Source organism: Caulobacter sp. GW821-FHT09H08 (assembly GCF_059415885.1).
Genome location: NZ_JBWKOC010000002.1, coordinates 706152 through 720466, shown reverse-complemented (window position 1 = coordinate 720466; position 14315 = coordinate 706152). Strand labels below are relative to the sequence as shown.

Sequence of the window (14315 nt, the reverse complement as noted above, 5' to 3'; positions counted from 1 at the left end):
CCGTGGCGCCGATCCCCCCCATCGGCGCCTTTCGGCATGGCGGCCGTCTCCTCGAGGCGACGGCCGCCTATCCGGACGCGCCGCGTCCCTGGCTGGACCTCTCGACCGGGATCAATCCCGAACCCTGGCCCGGCGCACGGGCGTCGGCCGAGGCGCTGCAACGCCTGCCGGATCCGCGCGATCTGGCGCGGCTCGAGGCTGCCGCGGCGCGGGCCTTCGGCGTGAAGGATGCCGGCCGCGTCGTCGCCGCGCCCGGCGCGGAGGCGGCTCTGCGACTTTTGCCGGGCTTGCTGGGCAAGCCGAACGTCGCCCTGGTGGCGCCGATCTATGGCGGCCATCGCGAGGCCTGGGCGGCGCGATCGCCCCGGTCTGAGCCGTCGCTGGACGCCGCCGACGGGGCGGACGTGGCGGTGCTGGTCAATCCGAACAATCCCGACGGGCGGCGCATCGAGCGCGACGCGCTTTGCGAACAGGCGGCGGCGCGGTCCGAGCAGGGGCGCTGGACCATCGTCGACGAGTCCTTCGTCGAAGTCGCGCCCGACCTCAGCGTCGCCGACCAGGAGATCGATCGCCTGGTGGTGCTGCGCTCGTTCGGCAAGTTCTACGGCCTGCCCGGCGCCCGACTGGGCTTCGTCATCGCCAGTCGGCGCCTGGCCGAGCGGCTGCGGCTGCTGCTCGGCGACTGGCCGCTGAGCGCTGACGCGCTGGCGCTCGGCCTCGGCGCCTATGCCGACGTGGTGTGGCGCGAAACGGCCCGCGCCTGGCTCTCCGTTCAGGCGGCGCGGGTCGACGCCTTGCTCGTCGAGGTCGGGCTCACCCCGGCCGGCGGCTGCGATCTCTTCCGCTGGGTCGAGGCGCCCGACGCCCACGACCTGTTTGGCCGACTGTGCGAGCAGGGCGTGCTGACGCGGCCTTTCGCCGACCGCCCGGATCGACTTCGGATGGGCCTGCCTTCCCGAAACGATTTCAATCGCTTGCGGGAAGCTCTTCAAAGGGCGCGGGCATGAGCGTCAACCGTCGGATCGTGCTGGGCGCCGCCGTGGCGCTGGCGAGCGCAGGGACGGCCCAGGCCGCGCCGCGCCGGATCGCATCGCTGAACGCCTGCCTCGACGCCATGCTGGTGCACCTGGCCGATCGCGACCAGATCGCCGCGCTCAGCCACTACGCCCGCGAGCCGCACGGCTCGACGGTGGCGGCGCAGGCCAGAACCCTGCCGTTCACCTGGGAGAGCGCCGAGGAGATCATCGCGCTGGAGCCCGACCTGGTGCTCTCCAGCCAGCACTCCGCCCTGGCGACCCGCAATGCGCTGAAACGCCTGCACGTGCCGGTTCAGCGCTTCAAGGTGCCCAAGTCGGTCGACGAGAGCCTGGGGCAGGTGCGCAAGATCGCCAAGCTGATCGGCCATCCCGACCGTGGCGAGGCCCTGGTCGGACGCATCCAGGCCGCGATCGCCGCCGCGACGCCGCCGGCGGGCGCCCGGCGACTGTCGGCGCTGATCTACCAGCCGAACGGCTTCGCGGCCGGCCCCGGCACCCTGGTCGACGAGATGATGGACCATGCCGGCTTCGACAATGTCGCGCGCCGCTACGGCCTCAAGACCTGGGGCAATGTGGGGCTGGAGCGATTGCTGGCCGATCCGCCGCAAGTGCTGCTGGTCGGCGTTCCGGGCCCGGGCGCGCGCAGCTGGGCCGACCGGGTCATGACCCATCCGGCGTTGAGGGCTGTGTCCAGGCGCATGCGCCAGGTGCAGTTGCCCGAAAAGCTTCTCTATTGCGGCGGTCCCGTCCTGATCGATTCCGCCGCCGCCCTGGCGCGGGCGCGGGTCCTGCGTTGAAGGAGGGCGCATGAAAACGCGATCCCCATGGTTGGTTTGCGTCGTGCTGATCCTGGTCGTGGTGGTGCTGTTCGCCGCTAGCCTGTGCGCCGGACGCGTCTGGACGCCCTGGAGCCTGTGGTTCGGCGGCGACGACCCGCGCTCGGCCATCGTCTTCGGCCTGCGCCTGCCGCGCACCGTGCTGGCCATCCTAGTCGGCGGCGCGCTGGGCCTCTCCGGCGCGGCGCTGCAGGGCTATACCCGCAACCCGCTGGCGGATCCGGCGGCGCTGGGCGTCTCGACCTCGGCGGCGCTGGGCGCGGTGCTAACCCTCTATCTCGGCGCGGCGGGAGAGGCGAACTGGATCCTGCCGGCCGCCGCGATGCTCGGTGCGGGCCTAGGCGTGGCGGTCTTGCTGAGCTTGGCCGGCGTCACCTCCAGCATCGTCACCTTCATCCTGGCCGGCTTTGTTATCCAGACGGTCTGCGGGTCCATGATCGCCCTGGCCCTGAACCTGGCCCCCAACCCGTGGGCGGTGAACGAGATCGTCAACTGGCTGATGGGTTCGCTGGCCGACCGCAGCGTCGACGAGGTCAAGCTGGCCGCGCCCGGCGTCATCGCCGGCTCGCTGCTGCTGCTGACCCTGGGCCGCCCGCTGGACGCCCTGACCCTGGGTGAGCAGGGCGCGCGGTCGCTGGGTGTCGAGCTGTCCCGCACGCGTCTGCTGGTGGCCATCGGCGTCGCCGTGGCGGTCGGCTCCAGCGTGGCGGTCACCGGGGTGATCAGCTTCGTCGGCCTGATCACGCCACACCTGCTACGTCCGGTGCTGGGCTCCAAGCCGAGCGCGGTGTTGCTGCCGTCATTCCTGGGCGGTGCGGTCATGACCCTGGCCGCCGACATCCTGGTGCGCCTGACCCCGGCCGCCAGTGAGATCCGGCTGAGCGTGGCCATGGCCATCCTGGGCGGGCCGTTCTTCCTGGCCATGCTGATTTCGATGCGACGGAGGCTGGCATGAGCCTGCGCGCCGAAAACCTGACCCTGGCGTTGGGCGGTCGCCCGGTGCTGGCCGGCATCACAGCCGATTTCGCCAAGGGCGGAGTGATCGCCATCGTCGGTCCCAACGGCGCGGGCAAGTCGACCTTGCTGTCGTGCCTGGCGGGCCTGCTCAGGCCGGACGCAGGCGCGGTGACACTGGACGGCGCAGCGGTCGCGACCATGCCCGGCCGTCGGCGCGCCGGCCGCATAGCCTTCCTGGCCCAGATGCCCGAGATCGCCTGGGACGTCGACGTGCGAACCTTCGTCAGCCTGGGCCGCACGCCGCATCTGGGCGCGTTCGGGCCCAGCGGCGAGGATCGCGCGGCGGTCGAGGCCGCTATCGCCGCCGCCAGCCTCGAGGCCTTCGTCGACCGCTCGGTCACCCGGCTCTCGGGCGGCGAGCGTGCCCGGGCCCTGATCGCGCGAGGCTTGGCCGGCCAGACCGACTGGCTGCTGGCCGACGAGCCGCTGACCGGCCTCGATCCTGGCCACGCGCTCGACGCCCTGGCCCTGTTCCGCCGCATGGCCCACGATCAAGGCAAGGGCGTGATCGTCACCCTGCACGACCTGAACCTAGCCGCGCGCTTCGCGGACCGGGTGCTGATGCTGAACGAGGGGCGCCTGATCGTCGACGGCCCGCCCGAGGCGGCGCTAACGCCGGAGACCCTGTCGTCCGTCTATGGCGTCACGGTCCGGCGGCATGCGGGTGAGGGCGGGACGCTGATCGAGATCCTGGGCCGTGCCGGTTAGCCCCTGGCTCGTGCTGGCGGCCGCGGGCCTGGAAGCCGTCTGCGGCTATCCGGACGCGCTGCACCGGCGCGTTCCCCATCCCGTGGCCTGGATCGGCGGCCTGATCTCGGCGCTTGACGCGCGGCTCAACAGACCGGCCTTCAGCGAAAGCGTTCGCCGCCTCCTGGGCGTGGCGACCTTGCTCGTCCTGATCGTCGTCAGCGGCGGCGGCGGGCTGATCGTGCATTTCGGCGGGCCTTGGGCTGTCGCCCTGGTCGGCGCTCTGGGCCTGGCGCAGCGGAACCTGTTCGATCATGTCCGCGCGGTCGCCGTTCCCTTGCGGACGGGTGATCTGGAGCAAGCCCAGACCGCTGTCGGCCGCATCGTGGGCCGCGACGTCCAGCGGCTAGACGCCGACGGTGTCGCGACGGCGGCCATCGAAAGCCTGGCCGAGAGTTTCTGCGATGGCGTCGTCGCGCCGATCTTCTGGTTCGTGGTCGGCGGCTTGCCGGGCCTGTTCGTCTACAAGGCGGTCAACACCGCCGACAGCCTGATCGGCCACCGGGAGCCGCGTTGGCGAGCGTTCGGCTGGGCCTCCGCGCGGTTCGATGATCTGCTGAACCTGATTCCGGCGCGGCTGGCGGGCGGCTTGATCGCCTTGGTCGGGCGAGGCGGATGGCGGGTGATGCTGCGCGACGCCGGCAAGCATGCCTCGCCAAACTCCGGCTGGCCCGAGGCGGCGATGGCCGGAGCGCTGGGAGTCCGGCTAGGCGGGCCGGCCTGGTACGACGGCGTCGTCTCCGAACGTCCGATCCTGGGCGATGGTGGTCCCGCGCGCGCGGCCGACCTGGATCGCGCGCTTCGGATCTACCTTCTCGCCGGCGGGCTCGTCTGGTTGATGCTGGCCCTAACGGGGTTCGTCTGGGGAGGATTCGCATGGCCGCGCTGATGATCCAGGGATGTGGCTCCGACGTCGGCAAGTCGGTCCTGGTCGCGGGGCTGTGCCGCCTGTTCGCGAACCGAGGCCTGACGGTCCGGCCATTCAAGCCGCAGAACATGTCCAACAACGCCGCCGTGACCGCCGACGGCGGCGAGATCGGGCGCGCCCAGGCGCTGCAGGCCATCGCCTGCCGGACGCCACCGACCGTCGACATGAACCCGGTTCTGCTGAAGCCCCAGAGCGATGTCGGCGCCCAACTGATCGTGCACGGCCAGATGGCGGGCACCTGGAAGGCGAGGGGCTATCAGGAGCGCAAGGCCGCGCTGCTCGACACCGTCGTCGAGAGTTTCCGCAGGCTGGAAGCCGAGAGCGACTTGGTCATCGTCGAGGGCGCCGGCAGTCCTGCCGAGATCAACCTGCGGGCCAATGACATCGCCAATATGGGCTTCGCGATCGCCGCCGACGTGCCTGTCGTACTGGTCGGTGACATCGACAGAGGCCATGTCATCGCGGCCCTGGTCGGCGCCCATGCGGTGCTGGACGACGCCGACCGCGGCATGATCCGAGGCTTCTTGATCAACAAGTTCCGGGGCGACCCGACCCTGTTCCAGGATGGCCGCGCCGAGATCGTCCGCCGCACGGGCTGGGACGATCTGGGCATGGCGCCCTGGCTGGCGGCGGCGCGGCGGCTGCCGGCCGAGGACGCCGTGGTGTTGGAACGCGGCGTGGCCGGCGATGGCCGCAAGATCCGGATCGTGGTTCCCATGCTGTCGCGCATCGCCAATTTCGACGAGTTCGACGCCCTGCGCGCCGAGCCCGATGTCGAGTTCGCCTTCGTCCCGCCCGGCTCGCCTTTGCCGGGCGACGCCGACCTGGTGATCCTGCCGGGGACCAAGGCCACCCTGGCGGACCTGGCGTTCCTGCGCGCCCAGGGCTGGGACATCGATCTGCGCGCCCATGTCCGACGAGGCGGACGCGTCCTGGGCGTCTGCGGCGGCTACCAGATGCTGGGCAAGCGGGTGTCCGACCCAGACGGGATCGAAGGACCGCCGGACTCGGTCGAGGGGCTGGGCCTGCTCGACGTCGAAACCGTGATGAGCGGCGACAAGACGCTGCGGCCCGTTCAAGGACGGCTGCCCGGCGGCGCGGCTTTCGAAGGCTACGAGATGCACGTCGGCCGTACCACTAGTGGTGCTCGCCCCATGCTGACCTTCGCCGACGGAACCGACGACGGCGCCGTCTCCGACGATGGCCGCGTACGGGGATGCTACGTCCACGGCCTGTTCGATCGCGGCGAGGCGCGGGCGGAACTGCTGGCCGAGCTCGGCGCGCGGTCCGAGGCCATCGATCAGGCCGCTCGCGTCGACGCCGCGCTGGACGAGATCGCGACCATGCTGGAGCAGGCCTTCGACATTCCCGCCCTCGCGGCGATCGCCGGCCTGGAGGGTTTCCGATGAGTTTGCCGACCGTACCGCCCATCGATGTCGCCCAGGTGGACGGACTGCGCGCACGGGTCGACGGCAAGGCCAAGCCGCCCGGCGCGCTGGGGCGGATCGAGGACTTGGCCGTCCAGCTGGGGCTGATCGCCGAGGGCGCCCCGCCGCGCTTCGAGCGAGCGCTGCTTTTGGTCTTCGCCGGCGATCACGGCCTGACGGCCGAAGGCGTGTCGTCCTATCCCCCCGCCGTCACCCAGGCCATGGTCGCGACGTTCCTAGCCGGCAAGGCCAGCGCCAACGCTTTTGCCCGCGCGGTCGGGGCCGAGCTGCGGGTCGTGGACGCCGGTGTCGACGCCGAACTCGCGCCGCACCCGAACCTGCTGGCCGAGAAGATCCGACGAGGAACGCGCAACGCGGCGGTCGAGCCGGCCTTGACCCTGGACGAGGTCGACCGCGCGCTCGAAGCCGGCGCTCGGATCGCCCGCGACGCGGCGCGGGAGGGGTTCGAGATCCTTGCGCTGGGCGAGATGGGCATCGGCAACACCGCCTCGGCGGCCCTGTTGATGCACCGCTTGGCGCCAGCGCCTCTGGCGGACTGCGTAGGACGCGGCGCGGGCCATGACGACGCAGGATTGGCGCGCAAGCTCGCGGTGCTGGAGCGCGCGGCGGCGCGTTCGGGCACGACCGACCCGCGCGCCGTCCTGGCGGAGTTCGGCGGACTGGAGATCGCCATGATCGCCGGCGCCGTGATCGGGGCGGCGTCGGTGCGGGTCCCCGTGCTGGTCGACGGCTTCATCGCCTCGGCGGCGGCGCTGGCGGCGATCCGGCTGGTCCCCGGCGTCCAGGACTACTGCGTGTTTTGTCACCGCTCGGCCGAGCAGGGGCATCGCCGGATGCTGGAGGCCTTGCAGGTCGAGCCCTTGCTGGATCTCGGGCTTCGGCTGGGCGAGGGGACCGGCGCCTTGCTGGCCCTGCCGCTCGTCCGCGCCGCCTCGGGCCTGCTGAACGAGGTCGCCAGCCTGGACGACGTCCTGAGCGGGCGGCTCTGAGCCATGGCCTGGGCGCGCCAACAGGTTCTGCTGCTGATCTGCGCGATCCAGTTCCTGACGCGTATCCCCACGCCCGCGCTGAAGACCTTCGAGCGCGAATGGATCACGCGATCCGCCCGCTACTTTCCGCTGGTGGGGCAGGGCGTCGGCGCGCTGAGCGCCTTGGTGCTCGTGGCGGCCCAGCAGGTCTGGAACGGCCCTGTCGCCATCGTGCTGGCCCTGGCCGCCGGCCTGCTGATCACCGGCGCCTTTCACGAAGACGGCCTGGCCGACACCTTCGACGGTCTCGGCGGCGGCCAGACGCCCGAGCGGCGGCTGGAGATCATGAAGGACAGCCGGATCGGGACCTATGGCGTCTGCGCGCTGGTTTCTGTCCTGGCGTTGAAGGCTGGCGCGTTGAGCGCGACCGCCGCGCCCATCGCGGCGCTGGCACTGCTCGCCGCCCACGGCGTGGGGCGAGCAGCGGCCGTGGTGGTCATGCGCTTGACGCCCTATGCACCGAGCGGCGAGGCCGGGAAGTGGAATCCGGTTCCGCTCGGCGTACAGGGCGGCGAGGTGCTGGTCGCCTGGCTGATCGCGGCTTGGCCTCTGTTCCTGCTTCCCCCACAAGCCATCCTGGCGGGCGTCATCGCCGGCGCCGTTCTGGCCGGCGGCCTGGCGCTCCTGGCGCGTCGATTGATCGGCGGTCATACGGGCGATGTCCTCGGCGCGGTCGAGCAGGCGTTCGAAGTCGGCTTCCTGCTGGGCGTGGCGGCGCTGGCATGAGGCTCCTGGTCGGTCCGGGCTCGGCGGTCGGGCGCCTGCTGGCCAGCGAGCGTGTAGATCACGTCCTGACGCTGATCTCGCCCGACGCCGAGGCGCCGGTCGTCGATCCCCCCAGGACCCTGCTGCGGTTCAACGACATCGCGGAAGAACGACCTGGCCTCGTGGCGCCGAGCTACGCAATCGTCTCGCGGATCCTGGCCCTGGGCGCGATGATGCCCGTGAACGGCGTCCTACTGATCCATTGCTACGCCGGCGTCAGCCGTTCGACGGCTGCTGCGTACATCCTGGCTTGCGCGGCGCGCTCGGCGAGCGACGAGCAGGCCTTGGCCGAATACCTGCGATCGGTCTGTCCGCAAGCGACGCCCAATCCGCTGATGGTGGCGCTGGCCGATCGGGCGCTGGGCCGCGACGGCGCGATGAGCCGGGCCATCGCCGGCATCGGTCGGGGTGTCGACGCCTTTGAAGGCGCGGTGTTCGACTGGCGGCTGGACTAGGACTTGCCGAGGTTCGGCAGGTCGATCCGGGTCAGCTTCCACTTGAAGACGCCCCGCCGCTCCAGCAGCAGCCCGAATTCCTCGCCCGGTTCATCATCAGCATCGCGGTAGGTGGCGCGAAAGTGGTTGAGGTCCTCGTAACCGTAGCGGACCTCGGTCTTCGAATTAGCCTTCGGTTCCGGCTTGGACGTTTCGGGCGCGGGAGCGGGCGCACCGGGCGCCGGCGGCGTGGTGATTTCGCTGGGCGCGCGGTTGGTGGCGACCATGTTGGCGATAGCGTCGGGCGTGGCGTAGGTGTCGACCACCTTGTCGACCACGCCGCCCAGCAGCAGTTGGCCGAGGGCCGCGAACGGGTTGTCGCGTAGCTTCGGGTCGTCGTCGATCGAGCGGGTCATCGCCGCCTTCAGCTGGACCTTCAGGCTCTCGCGCACGGCCGGGAAGTCGATGCCGCGCTCCAGCTTGGCGCGATCGCCCGCCTTGGCGGCGACTGTCAGGCTGTTCAGGGCCAGGATCGGGGAGGCGAAGTAGCCACCGACCAGGACGATCACGGCAAGGCCCAGGCCGAGGCCGGCCAGGATGCGGTTCGTACGAGTCATGAAGTCCTCCCACCCAGAGTGAGGCAGGCGGGAGGAGCGGGGTCAACCGGTGTCAATCAGGGCGAGGGCTAGCGTGACGCGCGCAGGATTTCGGTCCAGGGCTGGGGCCGCTTGCTGGTCCGCTTCACCAGGTCGTCGCGTAGCGCCAGGAAGCGCGGGTCCAGCAGGCTGGCCAGGCCGTAGGTGCCGACGCCGTTGGAGACGTCCCACGGATGCGGCGCGTACTCCTTCTGGCCGGTGGCGGCGCGGTCGCGGTCGAACTGGATCTTGGAGTTGGCGAATTCGACGTGGGTCTTCTCGCCGGTCGCGAAACCCGCCAGCCAGTCGAGAGACTTGGGCAGGCTCGCGCCGGACGGGCTCTTCCAGTTGAACCAGTCCTCGCCGTGCGCCTGAGCCGACAGGGCTGCCATCATCAGCGGGTCGAGGTTGTAGGTGACATAGTGCAGGGCGTCGCGCTCGTGGAAATCGAACATCGAGCCGTCGGCGTACAGGTTGACGCTGACCTGCTTCTGATAGGCCTTTCGGGCGCGGTCGATGATCTTGGCGTCGCCGGTCTGGAAGGCGGCCATGGTCGCCAGCTTCACGCGATGGCTCTGCCAGTTGGTGTTGTTGTTGCGGGTCACGCCGTCCATGGCGTCGAGATAGCCGACCGCCATCTTGCGCCAGAAGGCGTCGACCTTGGCGCGGATGGGAGCGGCGAGGTCGTCCTCGGTCAGGTCGTAGGCCATGAGCAAGGTGTCGAAGCCGGTCTCGTCGATCGGGTTGAGCGAGATCTGATAGACGTCCGCCCAGTTCTCGAGATAGCGGCCGGTCGCCTCGAGGAAGCGTTTGTCGCCGGTCAGGCGGTAGGCGATGGCCGAGTTCAGCACGATCGGCTGATCCTCGCGCGCCTTGAGGCTGATCTCGCGGATACCCTTGCCGGGCAGGGTGCCTTCGGTGTGGGCGTGCGGGATGGCGCCGGGTGGACGGTCCAAGGTGGCCGTGGCGCGCTTGACGATGGAGTCGGTGAGGGCAGGGGAGACCGCGCCCTTGCCGAAGGTGGGCCCCAGCAGGGCGTAGTCGGTGGCGTGAGCCGCGGGCGCGACGAGGGTCAGGGCGCAAGCAGCGAGCCATGCGGTTTTCAAGGTGGCCTCCCAGGAAACTCTGTCACCCACCTACGGTGCGGATGTTGCAGGAAGATATCTGGCCAATCAGCAAGCTTGTCAATTATTGGTCATGCCAATATTAGAGCATTGGTCCGGCCGATTTGTCGCGTCGTCATCCGGCGGCGGACGACCGATCGGCGAGCCATCCGGTTCAACCGCTTGTGTTGCGCCGCTTTCCTGATCATCTTCCCGGCCTTCGAGGGGAGCCCGACTTGACGAGTAAGAGACCGACCATCGACGACGTCGCCCGCCTGTCGGGCGTGGCGCGCGTGACGGTGTCTCGAGTGCTCAACGGCGGTCCCAACGTCCGCGACGAGGTCCGGGCTCGCGTCATGCAGGCCGTCGAGGAACTGGACTACAAGGTCAATCCGCAGGCGCGCAGCCTGGCGGGCGGCGCCAGCCGGCTGCTGGCCTTCGTGTTCGCCTCGGACCCCGAGAATGACCCTAACTCGTACTACGAGTCCGCCCTGGAGTTGGGCGCGCTGCGGGCCTGCCTGGCGCTGGGCTATCAGGTGCTGGTCCAGAACGTTCCGGACCAGACGCCCGACTGCCACAAGCGGGTCATCGAGCTGATCACCACCCAGCGCTGCGAAGGCCTGATCCTGTCGCCGCCCTACAGCGACGACGTGGCCCTGATCGAGGCCGTGCTGGCCCAGGGCTGCAAGGTCGTCACCGTCTCGCCTGGCGGTCCGGCCAAGGTCCGGTTCGACGGCGTCGGCGTCGACGACGAGGCGGGCGGCTACGACATCGCCCGCGAACTGCTGCGCCTGGGCCATCGCCGATTCGGTTTCATCGCCGGCCTCGAGGGCCACCTTTCGGCCGATCGCCGCCTGAAGGGCTTCCAGCGCGCCCTGGACGAGCAGGGGCTCGGCGCGACCGACTATGTGGTCGTGCGCGGCGACTTCACATTCCGCTCGGGGACCCATCTGGCGCCCAGCCTGCTGGACCATCCGCTGCGGCCGACGGCCCTGGTCTGCGCCAATGACGACATGGCCGCGGGGGTGCTTTCAGCGGCTCACGCCAGGGGCCTCAGCATCCCGGCGGACCTTTCCATTACAGGGTTTGACGACGCCCCTGTCGCCGCCATCGTCTGGCCGCCTCTGACGACGGTGCACCAGCCCGTGAAGGTGCTGGGCCAACGCGCCGTCGAGCTTCTGGTCGCCCGTCTGACCGGAGCCAACCTGGCCCCCGAGCCCGTGTTCCAACAGCTGGAGCACGCCGTCGTTTCGCGCCAGACGACGGCCGCGACCTAGGCTCGTTCCGCCCCGTTTCTGTTTCGAGATTGTTTCGCGCTTGACAACGTTGTCGGGCTGCACGTTATTGGAAGCGCTTCCATGGAAGCGCTTCCACGGCCATGCTTGGCCCGAAAACAAAAAACGATAAGGCCGCCCGCGCAGGGGCGAGTTCATAGGGGAGAGCTTATGCGAAACCGCACGACGAGCGGCGCGCGTCCGTCCATCCAGCGATTCTACGCCACGGCTTCGGCCGCCGCGATCACCCTGGCCATCGCCGGCCCGGGCGCGGCCTGGGCGCAATCGACCGACCAAGCCGCCAAGCCCGCCCAAGACGACACCGTCGAAGCCATCGTGGTGACGGGCATCCGGGCCAGCATCCAGAACTCGATCAACATCAAGAAGAACGAGACCTCGATCGTCGAGGCCATCTCGGCCGAGGACATCGGCAAGCTGCCCGACGTCTCGATCGCTGAGTCGATCGCCCGTCTTCCTGGCCTGGCCGCGCAGCGCGTCAACGGCCGCGCCCAGGTGATCTCGATCCGCGGTCTGGCGCCCGACTTCACCACCACGCTGCTGAACGGCCGCCAGCAGGCGAGCTCCGGCGACAACCGCGCCGTCGAGTTCGACCAGTATCCGTCCGAACTGCTGTCCAGCGTCGTGATCTACAAGACGCCGGACGCCCAGGTCTCCGGCATGGGCCTGTCGGGCACCGCCGACCTGCGCACCGTGCGTCCGCTCGCCTACGGCAAGCGCGCCCTGGCCGTGAACATCCGGGGCGAGCAGACCGCCGGCAAGAAGCTGAACGACGACATCGACAACTGGGGCGGCCGCTACAGCGCCAGCTACATCAACCAGTTCGCCGACGGCACGTTCGGCGTGGCCCTGGGCTACGCCCATCTGGGTTCGCCCTCGCAGGTCAAGCACTACAAGGCCTACGGCTACGAGGCCTTCGGCTTCGCGGTCACGCCCGACAGCGCCGACAACGCCCTGATGCTGAATGGCCAGGAGATCTTCGCCACCTCGCGCTTCAACAAGCGTGACGCGGCCATCGGCATCTTCGAGTACCAGCCGAACGACAAGATCCACTCGACCCTGGACCTCTACTACTCGACGTTCCGCCAGAAGGAAGCCACGCGCGGCGCGCAGTGGTTCTCGAACGGCTGGGCCGACAACGCCACCTATACCGACGTGAAGACCGAGGAGATCGGCGGATCGCAGTTCGCCCGCAGCGGCGTGCTGCACAACGGCGTCCCGCAGCTGCGCAACGACTACAACACGCGCATGGACCAGCTGTTCTCGGCCGGCCTGAACAACGAGTTCCAGCTCACCGACAAGACCAAGCTGGTCGCCGACCTGTCCTATTCGTCGAACAAGCGGAAGGAACAGATCATGGAGACGTACGCGGGCTATGGCCGCGGCGTCGGCGGCGTCACCCCGGCCACGCCGGACATCGGCCGCACCTTCGACAACATCGGCTTCCGCGTCGCCGACAACGGCTTCTCGCAGTACGATGAGGGCTTCAACTACGCCGACGCCGGCAAGGTCACCCTCGGCGACCGCGCACCGTGGGGCGGCTGGGGCCATGACGGCGCGATCCGCTTCCCGCACGTCAAGGAAGACGTGACCACCATCGACGTGCGCCTCGAGCACGAGCTGGACGGCTTCATCACCCAGGTCAGCGCGGGCGTGAACCACACCAAGCGCGACAAGGGCAAGACCGTCTCGGACAACGACCTGTTCCTGAAGAACGGTCGCCAGCAGGTCTATGTCGACGCCGCCGACCTGGTCGATCCGACCAGCCTGGGCTTCGCCGGCTTTGGCAGCGTGCTTAGCGTCAACATCGGCGACGCTTGGCGCAAGTACTACAACTGGGCGCCGATCCTGGACGCCAACTACTACGACAAGACCTGGGACATCACCGAGAAGGTGACGACCCTCTTCGCCCGCGCCAACTTCCAGGCCGGCGATCTGCGCGGCAACCTGGGCGTCCAGGTGGTCAAGCAGGAACAGGCCTCGGCCGGCATCGTCATCAACGGCACCGAGCCGGGCAAGCCGATCACCCCGACCAAGATCAGCACCAAGGACGACTACACCGACGTCCTGCCCAGCCTGAACCTGATCTACGACCTGGGCGGCGGCCATCGCCTGCGCCTGGCGCTATCGAAGACCATGGCCCGTCCGCGCATGGACGACATGCGCGCCAACGTGACCCCGGGCTTCAACTCGCTGGTCTGCTCGGGTCAGCCCTGCGCGCCCGGCACGACGGTCAATCCGTGGTCGGCCAGCGGCGGCAATCCGCACCTGCGTCCGTGGGAAGCCAAGGCCGCCGACCTGGCCTACGAATGGTACGTCAGCCCCGCGACCTACGTGTCGGTGGCCGGCTTCTACAAGAAGCTCGACACCTACATCTACACGCAGACCGGCAAGTTCGACTTCACCGGCGTCCCGCTGCCCACGACCGCCTCGGCGATCCCGCCGGGCATCACCATCAGCCCGATCGGCCAGATCACCCTGCCGGCCAACGGCAATGGCGGTGTCGTGAAGGGCTTGGAATTCAGCGGCGCGGTCGAGTTCGGCCAGTTCGCCGATATCCTGAAGGGCTTCGGCATGCAGGGCAGCCTGTCGCTGACCAAGTCGAACCTGAATCCGACGACCAGCACCGATCCCAAGGCCAAGGTCCGCATCCCGGGCCTGTCGGGCACGGTCTACAACGTCACCGGCTACTACGAGCGTGGCGGCTTCCAGGCGCGGATCAGCCAGCGCTACCGCTCGGCCTTCAAGGGCGAAGTGGTGCAGCTGTTCGCTACCCGGGGCTTCACCGAGATCCTGGCTGACAAGCAGGTGGACGCCCAGGTCGGCTACACCTTCCAGGACGGTCCGATGGAGAACCTGGGCTTCCTGGTGCAGGTCAACAACCTGACCAACACGCCGTACCGGACGCGCCTCGGCCTGGACGGCGGCGGCACCAAGACCAGCAGCGGCGGTTCGCTGCCGGAGACCTACGAAAAGTACGGCCGTCAGATCCTGTTCGGCGTGAACTATCGGTTCTAAGCAGAGGGCTGAACCGGCCGCTCTCCC

General features: G+C 69.3%; 13 protein-coding genes. 11 read left to right on the top strand and 2 right to left on the bottom strand.

All coding sequences use genetic code 11. The features are described from left to right. The first annotated feature begins 2 nt into the window (after window positions 1-2). The 9 genes from AC07NN_RS08400 to AC07NN_RS08360 are packed head-to-tail and all read left to right on the top strand — an operon-like array spanning window position 3 to window position 8261. Window positions 3-1007, top strand: coding sequence for an aminotransferase class I/II-fold pyridoxal phosphate-dependent enzyme (locus AC07NN_RS08400; protein WP_494639468.1), 1005 nt, complete (start codon window positions 3-5; stop codon window positions 1005-1007). Beyond that, a complete protein-coding gene (locus AC07NN_RS08395) occupies window positions 1004-1834 on the top strand; it encodes an ABC transporter substrate-binding protein (RefSeq protein ID WP_494639466.1) in 831 nt (276 codons plus the stop codon). Before AC07NN_RS08400 ends, AC07NN_RS08395 begins: the two co-directional genes overlap by 4 nt. Window positions 1835-1844: 10 nt before the next feature. Continuing rightward, entirely contained in the window at window positions 1845-2828 is a 984-nt protein-coding gene (locus AC07NN_RS08390) for a FecCD family ABC transporter permease (RefSeq protein WP_494639464.1), read from the top strand. After that, window positions 2825-3598: an ABC transporter ATP-binding protein gene (locus AC07NN_RS08385; protein WP_494639462.1), complete on the top strand. Its 774-nt coding sequence runs from the start codon at window positions 2825-2827 to the stop codon at window positions 3596-3598. Before AC07NN_RS08390 ends, AC07NN_RS08385 begins: the two co-directional genes overlap by 4 nt. Continuing rightward, window positions 3588-4526 (top strand): adenosylcobinamide-phosphate synthase CbiB, encoded by a 939-nt coding sequence (gene cbiB, locus AC07NN_RS08380; protein WP_494639460.1) that lies wholly within the window; start codon window positions 3588-3590, stop codon window positions 4524-4526. Before AC07NN_RS08385 ends, cbiB begins: the two co-directional genes overlap by 11 nt. Next, complete coding sequence (locus tag AC07NN_RS08375) at window positions 4514-5974, top strand: cobyric acid synthase (RefSeq protein WP_494639458.1); 1461 nt, start codon at window positions 4514-4516, stop codon at window positions 5972-5974. Before cbiB ends, AC07NN_RS08375 begins: the two co-directional genes overlap by 13 nt. Continuing rightward, complete coding sequence (gene cobT, locus AC07NN_RS08370) at window positions 5971-7002, top strand: nicotinate-nucleotide--dimethylbenzimidazole phosphoribosyltransferase (RefSeq protein ID WP_494639456.1); 1032 nt, start codon at window positions 5971-5973, stop codon at window positions 7000-7002. Before AC07NN_RS08375 ends, cobT begins: the two co-directional genes overlap by 4 nt. Window positions 7003-7005: 3 nt before the next feature. Continuing rightward, window positions 7006-7767, top strand: a complete 762-nt coding sequence (gene cobS / locus AC07NN_RS08365) for an adenosylcobinamide-GDP ribazoletransferase (RefSeq protein WP_494639454.1) — start codon at window positions 7006-7008, stop codon at window positions 7765-7767. After that, the gene (locus tag AC07NN_RS08360; RefSeq protein ID WP_494639452.1) at window positions 7764-8261 is read left to right on the top strand and encodes a tyrosine phosphatase family protein; all 498 of its coding nucleotides are present in this window, start codon (window positions 7764-7766) and stop codon (window positions 8259-8261) included. Before cobS ends, AC07NN_RS08360 begins: the two co-directional genes overlap by 4 nt. Here AC07NN_RS08360 and AC07NN_RS08355 read toward each other — a convergent pair. Then, window positions 8258-8857, bottom strand: a complete 600-nt coding sequence (locus AC07NN_RS08355; protein WP_494639450.1) for a DUF2939 domain-containing protein — start codon at window positions 8855-8857, stop codon at window positions 8258-8260. The two genes, AC07NN_RS08360 and AC07NN_RS08355, sit on opposite strands and share 4 nt — an antisense overlap. A gap of 68 nt (window positions 8858-8925) precedes the next feature. Then, window positions 8926-9981 (bottom strand): alginate lyase family protein, encoded by a 1056-nt coding sequence (locus AC07NN_RS08350; RefSeq protein WP_494639448.1) that lies wholly within the window; start codon window positions 9979-9981, stop codon window positions 8926-8928. 233 nt (window positions 9982-10214) lie between these two features. Here AC07NN_RS08350 and AC07NN_RS08345 point away from each other — a divergent pair, with 233 nt between their 5' ends. Together AC07NN_RS08345 and AC07NN_RS08340 are read left to right on the top strand one after the other, a co-directional pair. Beyond that, a complete protein-coding gene (locus AC07NN_RS08345) occupies window positions 10215-11255 on the top strand; it encodes a LacI family DNA-binding transcriptional regulator (RefSeq protein ID WP_494639446.1) in 1041 nt (346 codons plus the stop codon). Window positions 11256-11423: 168 nt separating this feature from the next. Continuing rightward, window positions 11424-14288 carry a TonB-dependent receptor gene (locus AC07NN_RS08340; RefSeq protein WP_494639444.1) on the top strand — a complete coding sequence of 955 codons (2865 nt, stop codon included), beginning with the start codon at window positions 11424-11426 and terminating at the stop codon, window positions 14286-14288. The last annotated feature ends 27 nt before the right edge of the window (window positions 14289-14315 follow it).